This is a genomic window from Pseudomonas sp. SDO5215_S409 (assembly GCF_054071325.1).
In genome coordinates this window covers 16,335-38,115 of the sequence record NZ_JBSVWN010000041.1, presented here as the reverse complement: position 1 = coordinate 38,115, position 21,781 = coordinate 16,335, and the positions used below count along the sequence as shown (strand labels likewise).

Here is a 21,781-nt window from a genome sequence, read left to right as displayed (position 1 = left end):
CGCTGACAACAGGGGCCCGTTCGAGGAGATAGCATGATCGTTCGTCCCGTACGCAGCAGCGATTTACCGGCCCTGATTGACCTGGCACGCAGCACCGGCACCGGCCTCACCACCTTGCCGGCCAACGAGGCGCGCCTGACCCACCGCGTGGGCTGGGCCGAAAAAACCTTTCGCGGCGAAGCCGGGCGCGGTGATGCGGACTACCTGTTTGTGCTCGAAGACGACGACGCCCGCGTGGTGGGCATTTCTGCCATCGCCGGCGCCGTGGGCTTGCGCGAGCCCTGGTACAACTTTCGCGTGGGGCTCACCGTCAGCGCCTCGCAAGAGCTGAACATCTACCGCGAGATCCCGACGCTGTTTCTGGCCAACGACCTCACCGGCAACTCCGAGCTGTGCTCGTTGTTCCTGCACGCCGATTACCGCAACGGCCTCAACGGCCGCATGCTGGCCAAGGCGCGCATGCTGTTTATCGCAGAATTCCCGCAGTTGTTCGGCAACAAGATCATTGCCGAGATGCGCGGCATGTCCGATGACGCCGGGCGCTCGCCGTTCTGGGAAAGCCTGGGGCGGCACTTCTTCAAGATGGAATTCAGCCAGGCCGACTACCTGACCGGCGTGGGCAACAAAGCCTTTATCGCCGAGCTGATGCCGAAATTTCCGTTGTACACCTGCTTTCTGTCCGAAGACGCGCGCAATGTGATCGGCAAGGTGCACACCGACACCGAGCCTGCCCTGAGCATGCTCAAGAGTGAAGGGTTCAGCTACCAGGGCTACGTCGACATCTTTGACGCAGGCCCGGCGGTGGAGTGTGAAACCAGCAAGATCCGTGCGGTGCGCGACAGTGAATCGCTGGTGCTGGCCATTGGCACGCCGGGCGACGACGCCACCCCGTTCCTGATCCACAACCGCAAGCGCGAAGACTGCCGCATCACCGCCGCACCGGCGCGGCAGGCGGCGGGCACCCTGGTGGTGGACCCGCTGACCGCCAAGCGCTTGCAGTTGATCGCCGGAGATTCCGTGCGTGCCGTACCGTTGTCCGCTGCCCGGGAGGCCAAATAATGAATTCGCTGTATATCGCAGGTAGCTGGCTGGCTGGCCAGGGTGAGCTGTTCGAGTCGCACAACCCGGTGACCCAGCAAGTGCTGTGGGCGGGCAATGCTGCGAGCGCCGAACAGGTGGAGTCGGCGGTGCAGGCTGCGCGCCAGGCTTTTCCGGCCTGGGCCAAGCGCCCGCTGGAAGAGCGGCTGGGCCTGCTGGAAACCTTCGCCGCCACCCTGAAACGCCGGGCCGACGAACTGGCCCGCTGCATCGGTGAGGAAACCGGTAAGCCGCTGTGGGAATCGGCCACCGAAGTCACCAGCATGGTCAACAAAATCGCGATTTCGGTGCAGAGCTACCGTGAACGCACCGGCGAAAAAAGCGGCCCGCTGGGTGACGCCACCGCCGTGTTGCGCCACAAACCTCACGGCGTGGTGGCGGTGTTCGGCCCGTACAACTTCCCCGGCCACCTGCCCAACGGGCACATTGTGCCAGCGCTGCTGGCGGGCAATACCGTGTTGTTCAAGCCCAGCGAGCTCACGCCCAAGGTGGCCGAGTTGACCGTGCAGTGCTGGGTCGAAGCCGGTTTGCCGGCGGGCGTGTTGAACCTGTTGCAAGGCGCGCGGGAAACCGGCATCGCGCTGGCGGCCAACCCGGGCATCGACGGGCTGTTTTTCACTGGCTCCAGCCGCACCGGCAACCACCTGCACCAGCAGTTCGCCGGGCGCCCCGACAAGATCCTCGCGCTGGAAATGGGCGGCAACAACCCGCTGGTGGTGGACGAAGTGGCCGACGTGGACGCCGCGGTGTACACCATCATCCAGTCGGCGTTTATCTCGGCCGGCCAGCGCTGCACCTGCGCCCGTCGCTTGCTGGTGCCGCAAGGCGCGTGGGGCGATGCGTTGCTGGCGCGCCTGGTGGCGGTCAGTTCGACGATCGCGGTGGGCGCATTCGACCAACAGCCCGCGCCGTTCATGGGGTCGGTGATTTCCCTCGGCGCGGCCAAGGCCTTGATGGACGCCCAGCACCACTTGCTCGCCAACGGCGCAGTGGCGTTGCTGGCGATGACCCAGCCGCAGGAGCAGGCCGCGTTGCTGACGCCTGGCATCCTGGACGTGACGGCGGTGGCAGAGCGCATCGATGAAGAGTTCTTCGGCCCGCTGTTGCAGGTGATTCGCTACACCGACTTTGCCGCGGCGATTGCCGAGGCCAACAACACTCAATACGGCCTGGCGGCCGGGTTGTTGTCGGACTCCGAGGCGCGCTACCAGCAGTTCTGGCTAGAAAGCCGTGCCGGGATCGTCAACTGGAACAAACAGCTGACGGGCGCTGCCAGCAGCGCGCCGTTCGGCGGGGTCGGGGCGTCGGGCAACCACCGCGCCAGTGCGTATTACGCGGCAGACTACTGCGCCTACCCAGTGGCCTCGCTGGAAACCCCAAGCCTGACGCTGCCCGCTGCGCTGACCCCGGGTGTGACGCTGTCGTAATCGCCCTTGATGCCTATAAAAACAGAGTGTTCGTGGAGCCTCGCCGATGAAATCCTGTGAAGTCAATTTTGACGGCCTAGTGGGGCCGACCCACAACTACGGCGGTTTGTCCTACGGCAACGTCGCGTCCCAGAGCAACAGCCAGCAGTCCTCCAACCCCAAGGAAGCGGCGCTGCAAGGCCTGGCGAAAATGAAAGCGCTGATGGACATGGGCTTTGTGCAAGGGGTGCTCGCGCCCCAGGAACGCCCTGACGTGGCCGCCTTGCGCAGCCTCGGTTTTGGCGGCACCGACGCGCAGGTCATCCAGCAAGCGGCCAAGCAGGCCATGCCGTTGCTCGTGGCCAGTTGCTCGGCGTCCAGCATGTGGGTGGCCAACGCCGCCACGGTGAGCCCCAGCGCCGACACGGCCGACGGGCGCGTGCATTTCACCGCCGCCAACCTCAACTGCAAATACCACCGCAGCATCGAGCACCCCACCACCAGCCGGGTGCTCGGTGCGATGTTTGCCGACCCACAACACTTTGCCCATCACGCCGCCCTGCCCGCAGTGGCGCAGTTTGGCGACGAAGGCGCGGCCAACCACACACGCTTCTGCCGCGAATACGGCGAGGCCGGTGTGGAGTTTTTCGTGTTTGGCCGCAGCGCGTTCGACACCCGCTACCCGGCGCCGCACAAGTACCCGGCTCGCCAAACCCTGGAAGCGTCCCAGGCCGTGGCCCGCTTGCACGGCCTGCGTGATGACGGCGTGGTCTACGCTCAGCAGAACCCGGCGGTGATCGACGCGGGCGTGTTCCATAACGATGTGATCGCGGTGGGCAACGGCGAGGTGCTGTTCTATCACGAAGACGCGTTCCTCCAGACCGACCAGATGCTGGAGCAATTGCAGGCCAAGCTGGGCAAGGTCGGCGGGCAGTTCCAGTCGATCTGTGTGCCGCGTGCCCAGGTCAGCGTCGAAGACGCGGTGCGTTCCTACCTGTTCAACAGCCAGTTGCTGACCCGCCCTGATGGCGCCATGTTGCTGATCGTGCCGGAAGAGTGCCGCAACAACGAGCGCGTCTGGCAGTACCTGCAAGGCCTGACCAGCGGCGGTGGGCTGATCCGCGAAGTGAAGGTGTTCGACCTCAAGCAAAGCATGCAGAACGGTGGCGGCCCGGCGTGCCTGCGCTTGCGCGTGGCGTTGAAGGACACCGAGCTGGCGGCGGTCAACCCGGGCGTCATCATGACCGCACCGCTGTACGAAACGTTGACCCAGTGGGTGGGCAAGCATTACCGCGACAGCCTGCGCGAATCCGACCTGGCCGACCCGCAGTTGCTGCTCGAGTGCCGGACGGCATTGGATGAACTGACGCAAATCCTTAAACTGGGCTCGGTTTATCCTTTCCAGATCCATTAACGCCTTACGGCTGAGAGCATTTTATGACCACCGATACCCTGAAACTGATTCTTGAAGACACCGACGGCACTCAGCTGGAAACCTCCTGCACCCGCGTTGCCGTGGTGTGGCAGGGCAAGGAAATCTGGATCCAGCACGATGGCCGTGGCCAGCTGCTGATCGGTGTGGACGTGGAAGAAGGTGACGCCGAATACGCCAACCTGCTGATGCGCCCACTGGCCACCAACCTGATGAGCCTGCAACTGGAAATGGAACCTGCGGACCTTGGCGAAGACGACGACCACGTCCACGGCCCAGGCTGCAACCACTAAGGAAGCCTGTTTATGCTCGCCCTCGGCAAACTGCTTGAACTGACCCTCGCCGGTCGTGAACCGGCGCAAAAAATTCAACTGACCGTCGACGGCGTGCAACTGCGCTGGCTCAGCGAGGGCGCACTGGAAGTGCGCCCACCGCAGGCGCAGGACAACGGCGGCGATGTGCTGCTGTCGTCCGGCATTCATGGCAACGAGACGGCGCCCATCGAGCTGGCTGACCGCCTGTTGCAAGGCATCGCCCGTGGGGCCATCAAGCCCAGCACCCGTATTTTGTTCCTGTTCGGCAACCCCGAGGCCATGCGCCGTGGAGAGCGGTTTATCGAGCAGGACATCAACCGGCTGTTCAACGGCCGACACGAGTCCACCACCGGCGCCGAAGCGATTCGCGCCGCCGACCTGGAACAACTGGCGCGCAATTTCTTCAGCGTGCCAGGCCGCACCCGCCTGCATTACGACCTGCACACCGCCATTCGCGGCTCGGCCATCGAGCAGTTTGCGCTGTACCCGTGGAAAGACGGGCGCCAGCACTCGCGCCACGAGCTGGCGCGTTTACGGGCGGCGGGGATGGAAGCGGTGCTGTTGCAGAACAAAGGCTCCATCACCTATTCGTCGTTTACCTACGAGCAACTGGGCGCCGAGGCCTTCACCCTGGAACTGGGCAAGGCCCGGCCGTTCGGCCAGAACCAGGGCGTGGATGTGTCTCGCCTGGAGGCGCGCCTTGTGCACATCATCGAAGGCACCGAGCCTGCCACCCAAAGCCTGGACGGCCTGAAACTGTTCAGCGTAGCCCGCGAAGTGATCAAGCACAGTGACGCGTTCATCCTGCACCTGCCGGCGGATGTGCAGAATTTTTCGGCGTTGCCCAAGGGTTATCTGCTGGCCGAAGACATTGCCAACACCCGCTGGGTGATCGAGGAGGAGGGCGCGCGCATCATTTTCCCCAACCCGAAGGTGAAGAACGGCTTGCGGGCAGGGATTCTGATCGTGCCGACTACGGACGCCGGCCTGGCGTGAGGGTCGGCACACCCCGGTGGCCCGGGGTGTGCGGGCGGTTTAAACCGCTACCGCCCGGGGTTCAGCGCGGCGCAGGGCGCGGACCTTGTGCAGGGTGTCTGCGCAGGTTTTCGCGGCTTCCTGGCCTTTGTGCTCGAAGTGATCAAAGAAGAACGTGTGGTGCTCGCTGCCCGCGTGGAAATGGTGCGGGGTCAACGACACCGAGAACACTGGCACTTCGGTTTCCAATTGCACCTGCATCAGGCCGCTGACCACCGACTGGGCCACGAACTCGTGACGGTAGATGCCGCCGTCCACCACCAGGGCCGCGGCGACGATCCCGGCGTAACGGCCGGTCTTGGCCAGAAGCTTGGCGTGCAGAGGCAGTTCAAAGGCGCCGCCGACTTCAAAGAAGTCGATGTCCGACTCTTGATAGCCCTGGGCGATCATTTCGGCGAGGAAGCCTTTACGGCTCTGATCAACAATATCTTTGTGCCAGCAGGCCTGGATAAACGCGACACGCTCGCCGTGATGGTGCTTGGCTTTGCTGTCAATTGCGGTAGGTTGCATGTTCTGACTCCTGTTTATGAAAAAAACAGGGCGATATGAATCGAATGGGATTTAAGGGTACGGACAGCGTCGTCATGCAGGCATGAGTTCGGCTTAGGGCCCTTTGGTGCCAATCCCGTTCTCTCTTCATCCGGACTATGACCGTCGGCCCCGGGATCACACCGGGTCTGCTGACCTTGTCGCCAAAAGGCGCCAAGCGCTCGCGGGCTATGCACCTTGCGTGCAATTACCGCCGGTGGGGAATTACACCCCGCCCTGAGAACGTTGCCGCCAGAACCCTGGCGGCGCAGAGTTTTTACCATATATTTCTCAAAGGTGCATGGCCGGTGTCTTGATAATCACTATCTGTTTTTTTGTTTGGTATTGAGGGCACTGCTTGATATCAGGCGGCCTTGCCCGCAGTAATCGTTGCAGAACGACCCTTCCCCCACTTAGCCAGAGGTTAGCTCCATGACCGTGATTGACCTGCGTAGCGACACCGTGACCCAACCCACCCCCGGCATGCTCGCCGCCATGGCGAGCGCCGCCACCGGGGATGACGTCTACGGCGAAGACCCCAGCGTCAACCGCCTGGAAGCCGAGTTGGCCAAGCGCCTGGGGTTTGCCCAGGCCCTGTTTGTGCCCACCGGCACCATGAGCAACCTGCTGGCCTTGATGGCGCACTGCGAGCGGGGCGAGGAATACATCGTCGGCCAGCAGGCCCACACCTATAAGTTCGAGGGCGGCGGCGCGGCGGTGCTGGGTTCGATCCAGCCGCAACCCCTGGAGCTGCAGGCCGACGGTTCGCTGGACCTCGCCCAGGTGCGGGCGGCGATCAAGCCGGATGACTTCCACTTCGCCCGCACCCGCCTGCTGGCGCTGGAAAACACGATGCAAGGCAAGGTGCTGCCGCTGGAATACCTGGCGGCGGCGCGGGCGTTTACCACGGAGCACGGGCTGGCCCTGCACCTGGACGGCGCGCGTATCTACAACGCGGCGGTCAAGCTGGGGGTGGATGTGCGCGAGATCGCCCGGCACTTCGATTCGGTGTCGGTGTGCTTATCCAAAGGCCTGGGGGCGCCGATCGGCTCGGTGTTGTGCGGCACGAATGAACTGATCGCCAAGGCGCGCCGCTTGCGCAAAATGGTGGGTGGCGGCATGCGCCAGGCCGGTTCGCTGGCGGCGGCGGGGCTGTATGCGCTGGACCATCAGGTGCAGCGCCTGGCCGAGGACCACGCCAATGCGCAGTTTTTGGGCGATGAACTGCGCAAGGCGGGCTACACGGTAGAGCCCACGCAGACCAACATGGTGTACGTGCAGATGGGCGAGCGGGCTCAGGCGCTGAAGGCGTTTGCCGCCGAGCGCGGGATCAAGTTGAGCGCCGCGCCGCGCTTGCGCATGGTCACGCACATGGACGTCAGCCGGGAGCAATTGGCCAAAGTGGTCGAGACATTCCTCGATTTTTCACGCAAATGAGCGTGCAGACCGTCCAATTGAGCGTTTCTATCCGATAAACACGCTGTACCACCGGCAAAGGGCCGATATAATGCGGCCCTTTGCCGTCGCTCCGTCCCGTGATGTGAGCACAGGCCTTTGGCCGCAGCCTCCGTGGAAGAACCTAATGAAAAGCGCAGAAATCCGTGAAGCCTTCCTTCGCTTCTTCGACGAGCAAGGCCACACCCGTGTCGCCTCCAGCTCCTTGATCCCAGGCAATGACCCTACCCTGCTGTTCACTAACGCGGGGATGAACCAGTTCAAGGACTGCTTCCTGGGCCAGGAAAAGCGCGCCTACACCCGCGCCGTCAGCAGCCAGAAGTGCGTACGTGCGGGCGGCAAGCACAACGACTTGGAAAACGTCGGTTACACCGCGCGTCACCACACTTTTTTCGAAATGCTCGGCAACTTCAGCTTTGGCGACTATTTCAAGCAAGACGCGATCAACTTCGCCTGGACCTTCCTGACCGGCGTGCTCAAGCTGCCGAAGGAAAAACTGTGGGTCACCGTGTACGCCAGCGATGACGAGGCCTACGACATCTGGACCAAACAGGTGGGCGTTCCGGCCGAGCGCATGGTGCGCATCGGCGACAACAAGGGCGCGCCTTACGCCTCCGACAACTTCTGGACCATGGGCGACACCGGCCCGTGCGGCCCGTGCACCGAGATTTTCTACGACCACGGCGCCGACATCTGGGGCGGCCCGCCCGGCTCGCCAGAAGAAGACGGCGACCGTTACATCGAAATCTGGAACAACGTGTTCATGCAGTTCAACCGCACCGCCGACGGCGTGTTGCACCCGCTGCCAGCGCCTTCGGTCGACACCGGCATGGGCCTTGAGCGGATCAGTGCGGTGATGCAGCACGTTCACTCCAACTACGAAATCGACCTGTTCCAGAGCCTTCTGGCCGCTGCGGCCAAGGCCATCGGCTGCGCCAATGAAGAACAGGCGTCGCTCAAAGTGGTGGCCGACCACATCCGTTCCTGCGGTTTCCTGATCGCCGACGGCGTGCTGCCTTCCAATGAAGGCCGTGGCTACGTGCTGCGCCGCATCATTCGCCGCGCATGCCGTCACGGCAACAAGCTGGGCGCCACCGGCAGCTTCTTCTACCAGATCGTCGCGGCCCTGGTGGCCGAGATGGGCGACGCGTTCCCTGAGCTCAAGCAGAACCAGGCGCACATCGAGCGCGTGCTGAAGGCTGAAGAAGAGCAGTTCGCCAAGACCCTGGAGCAGGGCCTGAAGATCCTCGAGCAGGACTTGGCCAACCTCAAGGGCGACGTGGTGCCGGGCGACGTGGTGTTCAAGCTGTATGACACCTACGGTTTTCCGATGGACCTGACCGGCGACATCGCCCGTGAGCGCAGCCTGACCCTGGACGAAGAAGGGTTTGAGCGTGAAATGGAAGCCCAGCGTGTGCGTGCGCGTTCTGCCAGCTCGTTCGGCATGGACTACAACAGCCTGGTCAAGGTTGACGTGGCCACCGAGTTCACCGGCTACACGGCCACCAGCGGTTCCGCCAAAGTGGTTGCCCTGTATAAAGATGGCCAGTCGGTTGACGTGCTGAGCGAAGGCAACGAAGGCGTGGTGGTCCTGGACCAGACGCCATTCTACGCCGAGTCCGGCGGCCAGATCGGTGACAGCGGGTTTCTGACCTCCACGTCCGGCCGTTTTGAGGTGCGCGACACCACCAAGACCGGCGGCGCGTTCCTGCACCACGGCGTGCTGGCGTCCGGCAACCTGACCGTGGGCGCGCCGGTAGACGCGCAAGTGGATGCCGAGGTGCGTCACGCCACGTCCCTGAACCACTCGGCCACGCACTTGCTGCATGCCGCGCTGCGCCAGGTACTGGGCGAGCACGTCCAGCAAAAAGGCTCGTTGGTGGACAGCCAGCGCCTGCGTTTCGACTTCAGCCACTTTGAAGCGATCAAGCCTGAGCAGATCAAGGCGCTGGAAGACCTCGTCAACGCCGAAGTGCGCAAGAACACCGCGGTGGAAACCGAAGAAACCGACATCGACACCGCCAAGGCCAAGGGCGCCATGGCGCTGTTCGGCGAGAAGTACGGTGACAGCGTGCGCGTGCTGAGCATGGGCGGCAGCTTCTCGGTGGAGCTGTGTGGCGGTATCCACGCCAACCGCACCGGCGACATCGGCCTGCTGAAAATCACCAGCGAAGGCGGTGTGGCGTCCGGCGTACGCCGCATCGAGGCTGTCACTGGCGCTGCGGCGCTGGCCTACCTCAACGCAGCAGAAGAACAACTCAAGGAAGCGGCCACCCTGGTCAAGGGCAGCCGCGACAACCTGATCGACAAGCTGTCGGCGGTGCTTGAACGCAACCGTCAGCTGGAAAAACAGCTGGAGCAATTGAAGGCCAAGGCCGCCAGCGCAGCCGGTGATGACCTGTCGGCGTCCGCCCAGGATGTCAAAGGCGTGAGTGTATTGGCTGCTCGCCTGGATGGTCAGGATGGCAAGGCGCTGTTGGCGCTGGTCGATCAGTTGAAGAACAAGCTCGGCCGCGCAGTGATCCTGCTCGGCAGTGTCCATGAGGAGAAGGTCGTGCTGGTTGCCGGTGTAACCAAAGACCTGACTGGCCAACTCAAGGCCGGTGATTTGATGAAGCAAGCCGCTGCGGCAGTGGGCGGGAAGGGCGGTGGTCGTCCGGACATGGCGCAAGGCGGTGGTGTAGACGCCGGTGCCCTGGACGCGGCGCTGGCCCTGACGGTGCCGTTTGTCGAAGCAGGTATTTAAGGCGCTGTGAACCGGCCCGTGATCCCGTCATGGGCCGCTCAGTTGCTGGAAGATTGGTTTATTAGGCGCCCCTTTACGGGCTGAGGCGGCTTAGAAATGGCATTGATCGTACAGAAATTTGGAGGCACCTCGGTCGGTTCCGTCGAAAGAATCGAGCAGGTCGCCGACAAAGTTAAGAAATTCCGTGATGCCGGTGACGACCTGGTGGTTGTGCTGTCGGCCATGAGCGGTGAAACCAATCGTTTGATCGAATTGGCCAAGGCGGTGAGTGGCGATCAACAACCGGTTCCCCGTGAGCTGGATGTGATCGTGTCCACCGGCGAGCAGGTGACGATTGCCCTGTTGGCCATGGCGCTGATCAAGCGCGGCGTGCCAGCGGTGTCCTACACGGGCGCCCAGGTGCGCATTCTGACGGACAGCGCGCACACCAAGGCGCGCATCCTGCAGATCGATGATCAGAAAATTCGCGGTGACTTGAAGGCTGGTCGTGTCGTGGTCGTTGCCGGTTTCCAGGGCATCGACGAAAGCGGCAACATCACCACCCTTGGCCGTGGCGGTTCCGACACCACCGGCGTAGCACTGGCCGCTGCCCTGAAGGCGGACGAATGCCAGATCTACACTGACGTGGATGGCGTGTACACCACCGACCCACGGGTTGTTTCGGTGGCTCAGCGCCTGGAGAAGATCACCTTTGAAGAGATGCTGGAAATGGCCAGCCTCGGTTCCAAGGTGTTGCAGATCCGTGCGGTGGAGTTCGCCGGCAAGTACAACGTTCCGCTGCGCGTATTGCACAGCTTCAAAGAGGGTCCGGGCACCCTCATTACTATTGATGAAGAGGAATCCATGGAACAGCCGATCATTTCCGGCATCGCTTTTAACCGCGATGAAGCCAAGCTGACCATCCGTGGCGTGCCAGACACCCCGGGCGTGGCCTTCAAGATCCTTGGCCCTATCAGCAGTGCCAACATTGAAGTCGACATGATCGTGCAGAACGTTTCGCACGATAACACCACCGATTTCACGTTCACTGTGCACCGCAACGAGTACGATGCCGCCAAGGCGATCCTGGAAAACACCGCCCGCGAGATTGGTGCTCGCGAAGTGGTGGGTGATACCAAGATCGCCAAGGTATCGATCGTCGGCGTGGGCATGCGCTCCCACGCGGGCGTTGCCAGCCGCATGTTCGAAGCCCTGGCCAAGGAGAGCATCAACATTCAGATGATCTCTACCTCGGAAATCAAGGTGTCGGTGGTAATCGAAGAGAAATACCTGGAACTGGCTGTACGTGCACTGCACACCGCTTTTGAGCTGGATGCTCCTGCGCGGCAGGGCGAATAAGGCGGTATCTGAAAGGCGCGGTGATTCGCGCCTTTCATTTTTTCGTTTTGTGCGGGTGCGGACCTGTTCTTTTACGCGTGCTCGACAATACTTAGGCGTGTAGGACTATGGCTATCTGGCTGTAGGCCGAATGCCATTTTTTGCAGACTGTTGTTCCCGAACTGAAATGCGTGAGGTGAAAGGTATGCTGATTCTGACTCGTCGATGCGCAGAAAGCCTGATTATTGGTGATGGCGAAATCACCGTGACCGTGCTCGGCGTCAAAGGCAATCAAGTGCGTATCGGGGTTAATGCTCCGAAAGAGGTGGCGGTTCACCGCGAGGAAATCTACCTGCGGATCAAGAAAGAGAAGGACGAAGAACCAAGCCATTAATTTTTATCGTTTTTTATGTTTGCAAACGGGGAAGAACGTGGTTAATATACGCCCCGTGTTGCGGAGAGCTGGCCGAGTGGCCGAAGGCGCTCCCCTGCTAAGGGAGTACACCTCACAAGGGTGTCGGGGGTTCGAATCCCCCGTTCTCCGCCATTATTTGCTTAGTACGTTGCAATCTGGATTTTTCGGTAAGTTGTTGAAATTACTAGAAAAAATCGCTTTACATAGAGATTGAACGGCCTATAATGCGCGGCAACAAATGCACTCGTAGCTCAGCTGGATAGAGTACTCGGCTACGAACCGAGCGGTCACAGGTTCGAATCCTGTCGAGTGCACCATACAAACAAAAAGCCCGCCAAGTGCGGGCTTTTTGCCGTCTGGGGTTTTTGACGTGCCCCGTCTTTTTCTGCGCGCCTGATGTGTTTTCTACGGGCGCCCTGTCGTCGCAGTTCCTGTGTGTGGGCAATCCTCAGGTTTGCCTTGCAAGCGCTTGTTCTTGCCAGTTTTTTAACGTTTAAAACGCGCGGGCGGTGTATGATTGCGCCCGTCAGCCCCGCCGGGGCTTTGGAACACTTCCATGGACTTACCCAGTAGTTACTCAACACCCCGCTTTACCAATCATGAATTGACTGATTGAACCTTCCGGCGTGCCCCGCTGCTGGGAGTGGAGTTCGCCTATGACCGAAGTAGAAGTAAAGAAAACACAAGAAAGCCTGCAGGACCGCCTGGCTCAAGTCATCGAGCTGCTGCAGCGCCAGCGTGTGGTCGAAGACCTGACGCACCGCCAGGAAGGTGCGAATCAAGACCGGGTCGAAAACCTGGTCCACCGGCAAAACCTCGTCGAGTTGCAGCGCAAACTCGATGACCTGCACTCCGCCGACGTCGCTTATATCCTTGAAGCCTTGCCGCTTGATGACCGTCTGACCCTGTGGCAGCTGGTCAAGGCTGACCGCGACGGCGACATCCTCCTTGAAGTGTCCGACTCGGTCCGTGAAACGCTCATCGCCGACATGGACGACCACGAGCTCCTGGCGGCCGCCAAGGACATGGACGCCGACGAACTCGCTGACCTGGCTTCCGAGCTGCCGCGTGACGTCGTCCATGAGCTGATGGAAACCCTCGACGGTCAGCAGCGTGAGCGTGTGCGCTCCGCGCTGTCCTATGACGAGGAGCAAGTGGGCGCACTGATGGACTTCGAGATGGTCACCATCCGCGAAGACGTCAGCCTGGAAGTGGTGCTGCGCTACCTGCGCAGGCTCAAGGAATTGCCGGGCCACACCGACAAACTGTTCGTGGTGGACTACGAAGGCATTCTCAAGGGCGTGCTGCCCATCAAGCGCCTGCTGGTCAATGACCCGGAAAAGCAAGTGGCTGAAGTCATGGCCAGCGACCCGGTGAGTTTTCACCCGGACGAAGACGCCTACGACGCCGCCCAGGCGTTTGAGCGTTATGACCTGATCTCGGCCCCGGTGGTCGACAAGAACGGCAAGCTGATCGGCCGTCTCACCATCGATGAAATGGTCGACCTGATCCGTGAGGAAAGCGAAAGCGAAGTCCTCAACATGGCGGGTCTGCGCGAAGAAGAAGATATTTTTGCGTCGGTGTGGAAGTCCCTGCGTAACCGCTGGGCGTGGCTGGCGGTCAACCTGATCACCGCGTTTGTGGCGTCCCGGGTCATCGGCCTGTTCGAGGGCTCTATCGAGAAGCTGGTGGCCTTGGCCGCGCTGATGCCGATCGTGGCTGGCATCGGCGGTAACTCGGGCAACCAGACCATCACCATGATCGTGCGCGCCATGGCCCTGGACCAGGTGAGCACCGGGCATGGCAAGCGCCTGCTGCGCAAAGAGCTGGCGGTGGCGTTGATCAACGGCCTGGTGTGGGGCGGGGTGATTGGCGCCGTGGCGTACATGCTGTACGGCAGTTGGTCACTGGGTGTGGTTATGACCGCGGCCATGACGCTCAACCTGCTGCTGGCGGCGTTCATGGGCGTGCTTATCCCCATGACCCTGGCGCGCTTCGGACGCGACCCTGCCATGGGCGCCAGCGTGATGATCACCGCCATGACCGACAGCGGCGGGTTCTTCATCTTCCTGGGCCTGGCGACTGTCTTCCTGCTCTGACCCTTCCTTCCCACAGGGCTGCCCGACAGCCCTGTTTTCTTGAACGGCACGCAAAAAAAAGCCAGCGCGTGGCTGGCTTTCAGCGTTCAAAGACCGATCAGTCGGCTTCTGCAGCTGCCTCAACGTCGTGCGCGATAAGCGAGACGAGAGCATTTTGCTGGCGATGGGAAAGCTGACGAAAACGCTGCAGCAGTTCGCGTTCGTGCAGTGAGAGCTCGGGGCTGTCCAGGCGCATGCTCAACTCTTCGCCCAACGCGCCTTCCTGAATGAGGCTCTGCTCCAGGCGGGCGATGATTTCGGAGTTCATGCTGCGGTGATGATTGCGAGCCACCTCGGCAATGCGTTCCCGCATACCGTCTGGCAGACGTACGACGAATTTGTCAGCCGTACGGCTGGAATAAATTGCCTGTTTCAATGGGCGCATATATTTAACCGGTTAGTTCAGGGGAGCGGTTTTTGGAATTGGCCGCAAGATGTGTGTTAGGACAAGGCTTGCCGCCAAATGTTCAACCTCAATTGCAAAGAGGCCGCATCATGCCTCAAGTTTGCCATTTCCTTGGCGCCAATTCTGTGACAAATATTGAACTGGCTACCGGCTGAATGCCAGCACTCATTTGAAAATTTGCGGACTGGTTTGAAAACTTTCCTGCATGGCTCCCAGAGGGGTGATGCAGCCGCAGGCCCCGGACGCAAAAGGCTTTTCGGGGGCACATCCTATAGCAATATGGCCTTTTGCCCCTATTTTTAAGACTAGTGGCAAATTGCCGATTCTGTAGAACGGGGCGACGTAAGGTCGGTTACCCGAAGGGGGAAACCGGGACAGAAAAATAATTCTGAAGGCGGGGAGGGTGGAAGGCGATTAGCGCAAAACCGGATCAAATTTGATTCGGCGACCGACCAGGGCGGCCAGCACAAACAGCCCGCCAAACACGCTAGCGGCAATTAAAGCGAACGTTTGCACGTCCTGCGACACGGCGCTCACGGCCGTTACGCCGCTCATCAGGGCAAGTGCAAGAAACAGCCAGGCAGATTTAGTCATTCAACAGCCCTCAGAAAACCCAGTGTTCGGCCGACGGTACGCGCTGGGCCTGCTGTGGCAGGTGCACCGACAATTTGGCGTCCGGCGTCATCAGCGCCAGCTGTGGGCGCTGCTGCAGGTGATGAGGCACAGGTTGACGCAACTGCGCCACGTCTTCCCCGCTCGATTGAAAATGGAACATCACCAGGGCGGCCAACGCTACGGCATTGAGGGCTAATAGAAGTGCGCTGTTCATGGGCAGGTTCTCCGCGGATGGCGTGGCCAGGCTGGTTTGTAGGATAAGGATTGCAGAGGGCGTGCCAGTCTTTATTTTTGAATAAATTACTTATAAATCAGTAGTTTATGGTTATTTTAAAGTGGTGGGTTATTGCAAGTTGCAATGATGGCATATTGTAGTAGTGCATTTTGCACGACCTGTGAGCGGGCTTTGGCCCATGACCGCGGTCTACCTTCAAAAAGCCTACGGATGACATGACAAAACCGACCTTGACCGTTAACATGCACGCCGTCCGTCGCGCAGCCCATGGGTGCGAAGGTGTCATTAGTCCCAGTAGCTCAATTGGATAGAGCATCCCCCTCCTAAGGGGAAGGTTGGCCGTTCGAACCGGCCCTGGGACACCATATAATCAAAGGCTTTCAGCCTTTTCTGGTCACTGCTTAATTTCGCCGTGACAGCAAGGTGACAGCAAGCGTTACCAGAATCAGCCCCATTCAGGTTTCCTGTTGGGGTTTTTTTGTAACTCATATTAGGGAAGGGTATGGAAACGCTGACCGATTTCGCATTGAACGTCCTTCTCACATCAGGGGTGAGCGCCACCTTGCTTGCTGCTCTCGGATGGCTTTTTAGAACATGGATAGAAGAGCGGTTGAGGGCTGGTATCAAGCATGAATATGACGAACGACTAGAGATCCTCAAAGCTGAATTGAAGCGTGAGGGTGATTCCAACCTGGCTGAGCTCAAGTCTGAATTTGACAGGCAAGCCGATAAGCTTCGTATATCTTCGGCCTCGTTTTCCGAAGTCCAAAAGGCTGTGATCGTTCGGAAGATACAAGCGGTGGATGTTCTATGGCTTGCAGTATTGGAAGGGCGGGAGCTGATGCCTGCGCCAATAGTGACCTCAGATGTGCTGACGAGATCCGAGCTACTTGAAGCTTATAGCGGCCCACTAGGTCCAGAGCTTCGTGCGATTGAGTTTGGAATTATCACAAAATTTTTCGCTAAGGTGCAGGATCATCGGCCATTTTTGGGCGAGGTCATCTGGGCGCAATTTGCCACGTTCCATGGAATGTTGGCACGCATAATTTACCTGTTCAGAGAGGGCAAACATGATCCTCAAAAGCTTGTATGGTACGAGGACGAAAACATACATCGAATGATCGCCGCTCTGCTGGGCGATCCTCTACTACAGGAGTTTCTGGGGCTCAGCCACTCACGCCTTCAATGGCTAAGGGGTCAGTTTGACAGGCTTCTTTTCAAGGCCCTTGACCAATTGCTCAGCGGGCGTGAGTTTGGCGAGGCCGCGCTGAAACACGCTGAGTCAGCGCTCACAGCAGCGTCTATAGCCGAGCCAAATCCTTGATCCTCAGCACGGTGGTGGTGGAGCAGTTGGCGTGCCTGGCCGTCGCGCGAATGCCCAGGCCGGCGCCGAGCAACTCGGTCACGCGCTTGTGCAGATCGGCGTCCACCGGGCGCCCCTGGTACTTGCCGGCGGCCTTGGCCTTCTCGATACCCTGGGCCTGTCGGTCGCGGCGCTGCTCGTAATCTTTTCGCGCAATCGCGGCCATCATTTCAACCAGCATTGAGTTGATGGCGCCAAGCATCCGCCCGGTGAACTCGTCTCCCTTCGTGTCCTGCATACCCTGATGACTAGTTGGCAGATCGAGCGCGACGATGCGCAGGCCCTTGCCCGTGCGGAACGCGGCTCTTTGCGATGTTCAGCTTGCTGCCCGCATCCACCGCAAAACTCACCGCTGATTTCGCGGCTTTTTCCGCCTCTCGGACGCTGCAGTTTATGGCGTAGGCGATATCGCTTAGCTCTGCATCGCCAGGCTCACCCACGAAACCGATAACCGCGACTCCGCCGCTGATCGCCGTGGGCGTGGGCATCGGCTAGCGGCTGGCGGCTGATCAGCCGTGAGTAACCGCAGTCGAATACCCATCGGCCCGTTTTCACATAGTCATCGGCATAGACGACGACACCGTTTCCATAATCCTGTTTGTAAACGCTCGTCATGATCTTGACCCCATAATTGCTAACGACCAGCAGCACACCAAACACAATAACCAGGGCAAGCAATCGCACTTTATTTTGGCGAAAATTCAAAGAAACCTCCGGGCTCGGCCAACGGTGTATCGCCTGAAATCACTGAGTTGATTGCACCAGGTGTAACGGTCAACTCACCCACCCAAAACTTTATCAACTTCATCGAACGCTCGTTTTGCTATATTCAAAAAACTGAATGCTCATCGAGGCTCACCATGCGCTATTCCGCTGAACACAAAGAAGATACCCGCCGTCGCGTCGTGGAAGCGGCTGCGGCGATTGCCAAGAAGCAGGGGTTTGGCACCACGGGGGTCGATAGCTTGATGGGGGCCGCTGGCCTCAAAGGCTCGACTTTTTACCATCATTTCAGTACGAAAAATGATCTGCTCGCAGAGATCATCGAGGCGGAGCTTGAACGCTCCCGCCAAGCGCTCGCAGGCACGCGAGACGGCTCAACGCGGGTTTTGCTCAAGCAATTATTGTCTTATATGAGCGTCCAGCATGTTGAGAGTCCGGAGCGTGGCTGCGTGCTTCCAACGTTGAGTGCAGAGGTCGCCCGGGCGAATGACGGGGCGAAAAAAGCTTATGAGGATTCAGTCCGGCGTATCCATGACGAGATCGAGGATGTGGTTGATGACGCGACCACTTCATGGGCGCTGCTGGCGCTGAGCGTGGGGGCCGTGGTGATGGCCAGTGCAATGGCCAGCGATAAAACCCGGGATGAAGTGCTTAAGGCCTGTGGCAACTTCGCCAAAAAAACAGTTTCGGAACTGAACAGCGATAAGGCGTAAGTCTTGACGTCATCGCCCGGGGCCTGTCACGCGCCGTTGCGGTTGAGTTGAGCGAACTTGCCCTTGATCCCCGTGCCTTGTTCGTTTTTTCGAACGATCGTTAGGCTATTCCTCGATTTCAGGTGGTCAAAAGGGCGGCTTGAAATTATTTCCCGCGTTGCACAAAGCCAGAATCATCAGAAAACTCACGATTTAGGGTCGATTCAAACCACGGCGCGCTGATGATTGACAGTGTCCGCGGTATGGGCTTAATGTTCCTTTGTCGAACGATCGTTCTGTAAAAATCGCTTGAGGAGCCGTCCCGTATGCACACCGAGAAAACCGCCTGCATTCTTTGCTCTCGCAATTGCGGGCTCTCCGTGGAGATCGAGGACGGGAAGTTCATCAAGATCAAAGGCGATGATGATCACCCGACATCCAAAGGTTACATCTGCCAGAAAGCGGCTCGCCTGGAGCACTACCAGAACCACGACGACCGCTTGCAGCACCCTCTAAAGCGTCAGGCGGATGGCAGCTACATGCCGGTGAGTTGGGAGCTGGCGCTGACCGAAATCGCGGCCAGGCTGAACGCGATAAAAAAAGAGTCTGGTGGAGATGCCTTCGCACTTTGTGGCGGCGCCGGGCAAGGCAATCACCTCGGCGTGCTGTATGGCCAGCAACTGTTATCGGCGATGGGCAGTCGGTATGCGTATTCCGCCTTGGCACAGGAAAAAACCCAGGATTTTTGGGTCAATGGCCGTCTCTTCGGTGAACAGACCTGCCACACCACGGAAGATGTCGAGCACGCGGACTATGTTCTGTTTATCGGCTGCAACCCGTTTCAGTCCCATGGCATCCCTAATGCCAGGGACACGCTCAAAGCGATCAAGAAAGATCCAAACCGCACGATGGTCGTGATCGATCCGCGCAAAACTGAAACAGCTAAACAGGCCGATATCCACCTTCAACTGCGCCCCGGGACTGATGCCTTTTTACTGTCGGCGATCCTGGCAATTATTGTCAGAGAAGGCCTGCACGACCGCGAGTTTCTGGCTCAACACTGCACGGGGTTCGATGAGCTGGAGCGCGAGTTACTGACACTGCCTGTCGAGGGTTACGTGCGCCGTGCCGATGTGCCGCTCGAGGATGTAATGCGCGTGGCCAGAGGTTTTGCTACGGCGCAATCGGGTTGTGTACGTATCGACCTGGGTATCCAGCAGACGCTTCACTGCACACTCAACGGCTACCTTGAAAAGTTGTTGTACTTGGTCACGGGCAACTTCGGCATCAAGGGCGGTAATAACCTGCACACTTTCTTGATTCCGTTAATCGGCAACACTGACGAGCGGCGAGCGTTAGCGGGCAAAAAACTCAAACTCACCGCCCATCACAAGATGATCCCCATTGGGGGCCTGTATCCGCCCAACATTTTGCCCGATGAAATTCAGCACGGCGGCCTGCGGGCAGTGTGGGTCGACAGTGCCAACCCATTGATGACGTATGCGGACACCACGGCCTACCAGCGCGCATTCAGTCAGCTCGATCTTTTGGTGGTGGTCGACATTGCACTGACCGAAACCGCGCGTATGGCGCACTACGTGTTGCCCGCCGCGTCGCAATTTGAAAAGTGGGAAGCCACAGGCTTTAACCTGGAGTTCCCTGAAAACTTCTTCCAACTGCGCAAGCCACTTTTCAAACCCCTGGGTGAGTCGCTGCCAGAGCCTGAAATTTATACGCGCCTGTTGGTAAAGATGGGGCGGATACCGGATCGCTTTCCAATCCTTGAAAAGATTGCCAAGTTTGAGCCGAACGCCACCGGCCACCAACTGTACTTGGCTGCCCTGGCGGCCACGTTTTCGCGAAAGAAATCCTGGATGCGTTTTGGCGCCTCTGTCTTGTACCGCTCACTGGGTAAAGCACTGCCAGGTGGCGCAACGGGGGGCGCTGTGTTGTTCCCCCTCGCACTTAAATACGCCTCTCAATACCGTGAGGCGGTACTTCGCGCAGGTTTCAAAGGCAGTCGCTATACGCTCGCGGCCTCCCTGTTTCGAGCGATTCTCAGCCAGCACTCAGGCCTGATTATCAGCCAGCACGAATTCAAAGACGTCTGGACGCTGATCAAGAACAAAGACGGGCGGGTCCATCTGCACATTGAAGAAATGCTTGTGGACCTTAAAAACCTGCGTACGGAAGCGCCTCTGGATACGGGCTACCCCTTCATTTTGATGGCCGGTGAGCGCCGCAGTTATAACGCTAACCAAATCTATCGTGACCCTGATTGGCGCAAGGTCGATAAAGACGGGGCGATGCGCATGCACTCAAGCGATGCTCAGTCATTGGATATTGCCGATGGCGCGCGCGTTATTTGCCAGTCACTGGCGGGGCAGATCGAAGTCACGGTAGAGGTCGATGACAGCGTAAGAGTCGGGGTGGTCACGCTACCGCATGGTTATGGCATGAGTTACAAGGGCGGCCCACCCCTGGGGCCACAACTGAACGTTCTCACCAGCGGGGCGCATTGCGATCCCTTTTCCAAGACGCCTTACCACAAGTATGTGCCGGTCAATATTTTCAAGACGGCCGCCGCGCTGCCTCGCGTGACGGCTTAGTGGGGCGGCCGGGGGCGCTCACACCCTGCGCCCCAGCATCTGATCGACCATCGCGGGCGCATACACCACGTCACTCACCAAATACGCCGCGCCCTGCAATGCTGCCATTTCGCCCAACTGGCTGTTCACCACCTGCAAATGGCGGGTGGCCAAGGGCAGTGAGCGTCGATAAATCGTCTCGCGCACGCCTGCCAGCAGATGGTCCTGGCATTCGGCCAGCCGCCCGCCAATCACCACCAGTGACGGGTTGATCAGGCTGACCGCCTGCGCCAAGGCTTCCCCCACAAAGCGCCCCGAGGACTGCAGCAAGCCCAGCACGGTGCGGTCGCCTTCTTCGGCGAGGGTGATGATGCCGTTCAGCGAGGTGTCGGCGTAGCCGCGGGTTTGCAGGTGTTTGGTCATTGCCCAACCGGCGGCGTACGCCTCCAGGCAGCCGGTGTTGCCGCAGCGGCACAGGGGCAGGTCGTCGGCCTGGGTGTTGCCGACAAAAAAGTGCCCGATGTCACCCGCTGCGCCCTGGGCGCCGCGTTGCAGGTGGCCGTCCATGACCATGCCGGCGCCGATGCCGGTGCTGATGGTCAGGAACATCAGGTGGCTGGAGTCTGGCCAGGCCTGGCGGAATTCGCCCAGGGCCATCAGGTTCACGTCTTTGTCGAGCACGATGGGGCAGTCGAACGAAGGCCGGAAGTAATCGGGCACGCAGCACCCGTCCCAACCGATCATCAACGGCGGGCGCACCAGGGTGCCGGTGGCGAACTCCACCGGGCTGGGAATGCCGATGCCGATGCCCTTGACGTCGCTGCTGCGTTTACCGGCGTTGGCCAGCAATTGGTTGAAGCAGGCGTTGACGGCGCCGAGGATTTTGTCGGGACCGTCGTTGATTTCGATCTGGAATTTTTCGCACTGCAACCGCTCGCCGTGCATGTTGCTCAGCGCGATTTGCATCTGATGCGCGCCAATGTCGGCCAGCAGCATCACGCCAAAATCACGGTTGATTTGCAGGCGCCCGGAAGGTCGCCCGCCGGTGGAGAGCTCGTTGTCGGCCGCGCAGATATAGCCGTTGGCCTGCAGGGTTTCCAGGCGTTGGCCTACGGTGGAGCGGGACAAGCCCGTCACTTCCATGATTTTGACCCGCGAGACGGCCTTGCCCGAATAGATCAAGGCCAGTACCGCGCCTGCACTGTTGGGGGAGAGCATTTCGTCGATTTGTGTCTGTTTCACTCGCGTCCCTTTGCCCGGCAACAGGGTGATGGT

At 59.8% G+C, this 21,781-nt stretch carries 19 protein-coding genes, 3 tRNA genes, 1 pseudogene and 1 riboswitch; of the genes and pseudogenes, 16 read left to right on the top strand and 7 right to left on the bottom strand.

The features are described 5' to 3' along the window. Nucleotides 1–33 precede the first annotated feature (33 nt). From astA to astE, 5 genes are read left to right on the top strand one after another with little or no spacing between them, the layout of a single operon-like run. Entirely contained in the window at nt 34–1,059 is a 1,026-nt protein-coding gene (gene astA / locus ACW9H9_RS19960; RefSeq protein ID WP_457344849.1) for an arginine N-succinyltransferase, read from the top strand. Beyond that, on the top strand, nt 1,056–2,525 hold the full coding sequence (astD, locus tag ACW9H9_RS19955) for a succinylglutamate-semialdehyde dehydrogenase (RefSeq protein ID WP_457344882.1): 1,470 nt from the start codon (nt 1,056–1,058) through the stop codon (nt 2,523–2,525). Before astA ends, astD begins: the two co-directional genes overlap by 4 nt. A gap of 46 nt (nt 2,526–2,571) precedes the next feature. Continuing rightward, nucleotides 2,572–3,918 carry an N-succinylarginine dihydrolase gene (gene astB / locus ACW9H9_RS19950; protein WP_457344850.1) on the top strand — a complete coding sequence of 449 codons (1,347 nt, stop codon included), beginning with the start codon at nt 2,572–2,574 and terminating at the stop codon, nt 3,916–3,918. A gap of 23 nt (nt 3,919–3,941) precedes the next feature. Continuing rightward, nucleotides 3,942–4,229, top strand: a complete 288-nt coding sequence (locus ACW9H9_RS19945; RefSeq protein WP_457344851.1) for a topoisomerase II — start codon at nt 3,942–3,944, stop codon at nt 4,227–4,229. Between the two features lie 12 nt (nt 4,230–4,241). After that, on the top strand, nt 4,242–5,246 hold the full coding sequence (astE, locus tag ACW9H9_RS19940) for a succinylglutamate desuccinylase (RefSeq protein ID WP_457344852.1): 1,005 nt from the start codon (nt 4,242–4,244) through the stop codon (nt 5,244–5,246). 39 nt (nt 5,247–5,285) lie between these two features. On the opposite strand, the gene ACW9H9_RS19935 is transcribed toward astE, so the two are convergent. Further along, nucleotides 5,286–5,795 carry a 6,7-dimethyl-8-ribityllumazine synthase gene (locus ACW9H9_RS19935; RefSeq protein ID WP_457344853.1) on the bottom strand — a complete coding sequence of 170 codons (510 nt, stop codon included), beginning with the start codon at nt 5,793–5,795 and terminating at the stop codon, nt 5,286–5,288. 113 nt (nt 5,796–5,908) lie between these two features. Then, a riboswitch (FMN riboswitch) is annotated at nt 5,909–6,062 on the bottom strand. A 183-nt stretch (nt 6,063–6,245) separates the two neighbouring features. Here ACW9H9_RS19935 and ltaE point away from each other — a divergent pair. The 7 genes from ltaE to mgtE all read left to right on the top strand — a co-directional run bounded on the left by ltaE (nt 6,246) and on the right by mgtE (nt 13,845). After that, a complete protein-coding gene (gene ltaE / locus ACW9H9_RS19930; RefSeq protein WP_457344854.1) occupies nt 6,246–7,250 on the top strand; it encodes a low-specificity L-threonine aldolase in 1,005 nt (334 codons plus the stop codon). A 145-nt stretch (nt 7,251–7,395) separates the two neighbouring features. Further along, nucleotides 7,396–10,014: an alanine--tRNA ligase gene (alaS, locus tag ACW9H9_RS19925; RefSeq protein ID WP_457344855.1), complete on the top strand. Its 2,619-nt coding sequence runs from the start codon at nt 7,396–7,398 to the stop codon at nt 10,012–10,014. A gap of 96 nt (nt 10,015–10,110) precedes the next feature. After that, on the top strand, nt 10,111–11,352 hold the full coding sequence (locus tag ACW9H9_RS19920) for an aspartate kinase (protein ID WP_457344856.1): 1,242 nt from the start codon (nt 10,111–10,113) through the stop codon (nt 11,350–11,352). 184 nt (nt 11,353–11,536) lie between these two features. Beyond that, on the top strand, nt 11,537–11,725 hold the full coding sequence (gene csrA, locus ACW9H9_RS19915) for a carbon storage regulator CsrA (RefSeq protein WP_002554426.1): 189 nt from the start codon (nt 11,537–11,539) through the stop codon (nt 11,723–11,725). A 62-nt stretch (nt 11,726–11,787) separates the two neighbouring features. Then, nucleotides 11,788–11,878, top strand: a tRNA-Ser gene (locus tag ACW9H9_RS19910). 108 nt (nt 11,879–11,986) lie between these two features. Next, nucleotides 11,987–12,063: transfer RNA gene (locus tag ACW9H9_RS19905), tRNA-Arg, on the top strand. Between the two features lie 339 nt (nt 12,064–12,402). Next, nucleotides 12,403–13,845: a magnesium transporter gene (gene mgtE, locus ACW9H9_RS19900; protein WP_457344857.1), complete on the top strand. Its 1,443-nt coding sequence runs from the start codon at nt 12,403–12,405 to the stop codon at nt 13,843–13,845. Nucleotides 13,846–13,942: 97 nt separating this feature from the next. Here mgtE and ACW9H9_RS19895 read toward each other — a convergent pair whose 3' ends face one another. The 3 genes from ACW9H9_RS19895 to ACW9H9_RS19885 form a co-directional block, all read right to left on the bottom strand. Then, nucleotides 13,943–14,269, bottom strand: a complete 327-nt coding sequence (locus ACW9H9_RS19895) for an Arc family DNA-binding protein (RefSeq protein ID WP_024076996.1) — start codon at nt 14,267–14,269, stop codon at nt 13,943–13,945. A gap of 435 nt (nt 14,270–14,704) precedes the next feature. Beyond that, a complete protein-coding gene (locus ACW9H9_RS19890) occupies nt 14,705–14,884 on the bottom strand; it encodes a PA3371 family protein (RefSeq protein WP_457344858.1) in 180 nt (59 codons plus the stop codon). Between the two features lie 10 nt (nt 14,885–14,894). Next, nucleotides 14,895–15,119: a hypothetical protein gene (locus ACW9H9_RS19885; protein ID WP_457344859.1), complete on the bottom strand. Its 225-nt coding sequence runs from the start codon at nt 15,117–15,119 to the stop codon at nt 14,895–14,897. Nucleotides 15,120–15,428: 309 nt separating this feature from the next. On the opposite strand from ACW9H9_RS19885, the gene ACW9H9_RS19880 reads away from it, so the two are divergent. Both ACW9H9_RS19880 and ACW9H9_RS19875 read left to right on the top strand, forming a co-directional pair. Then, a tRNA-Arg gene (locus ACW9H9_RS19880) sits at nt 15,429–15,505 on the top strand. Nucleotides 15,506–15,642: 137 nt separating this feature from the next. Continuing rightward, nucleotides 15,643–16,464: a hypothetical protein gene (locus tag ACW9H9_RS19875; protein ID WP_457344860.1), complete on the top strand. Its 822-nt coding sequence runs from the start codon at nt 15,643–15,645 to the stop codon at nt 16,462–16,464. On the opposite strand, the pseudogene ACW9H9_RS19870 reads toward ACW9H9_RS19875, so the two are convergent. Next, a pseudogene (locus ACW9H9_RS19870) lies at nt 16,442–16,789 on the bottom strand (helix-turn-helix domain-containing protein); the annotation flags it as partial. The gene ACW9H9_RS19875 and the pseudogene ACW9H9_RS19870 sit on opposite strands and share 23 nt — an antisense overlap. A 146-nt stretch (nt 16,790–16,935) precedes the next feature. After that, nucleotides 16,936–17,208, bottom strand: coding sequence for a hypothetical protein (locus ACW9H9_RS19865; RefSeq protein ID WP_457344861.1), 273 nt, complete (start codon nt 17,206–17,208; stop codon nt 16,936–16,938). A 47-nt stretch (nt 17,209–17,255) separates the two neighbouring features. Here ACW9H9_RS19865 and ACW9H9_RS19860 point away from each other — a divergent pair, with 47 nt between their 5' ends. Together ACW9H9_RS19860 and ACW9H9_RS19855 are read left to right on the top strand one after the other, a co-directional pair. Further along, entirely contained in the window at nt 17,256–17,939 is a 684-nt protein-coding gene (locus ACW9H9_RS19860) for a TetR/AcrR family transcriptional regulator (RefSeq protein WP_457344862.1), read from the top strand. 305 nt (nt 17,940–18,244) lie between these two features. Continuing rightward, nucleotides 18,245–20,527: a molybdopterin-dependent oxidoreductase gene (locus ACW9H9_RS19855; protein ID WP_457344863.1), complete on the top strand. Its 2,283-nt coding sequence runs from the start codon at nt 18,245–18,247 to the stop codon at nt 20,525–20,527. A gap of 18 nt (nt 20,528–20,545) precedes the next feature. Here the strand turns inward: ACW9H9_RS19855 and ACW9H9_RS19850 are convergent, their stop codons facing one another. Further along, nucleotides 20,546–21,748, bottom strand: a complete 1,203-nt coding sequence (locus ACW9H9_RS19850) for an ROK family protein (RefSeq protein ID WP_457344864.1) — start codon at nt 21,746–21,748, stop codon at nt 20,546–20,548. Between the last annotated feature and the right edge of the window lie 33 nt (nt 21,749–21,781).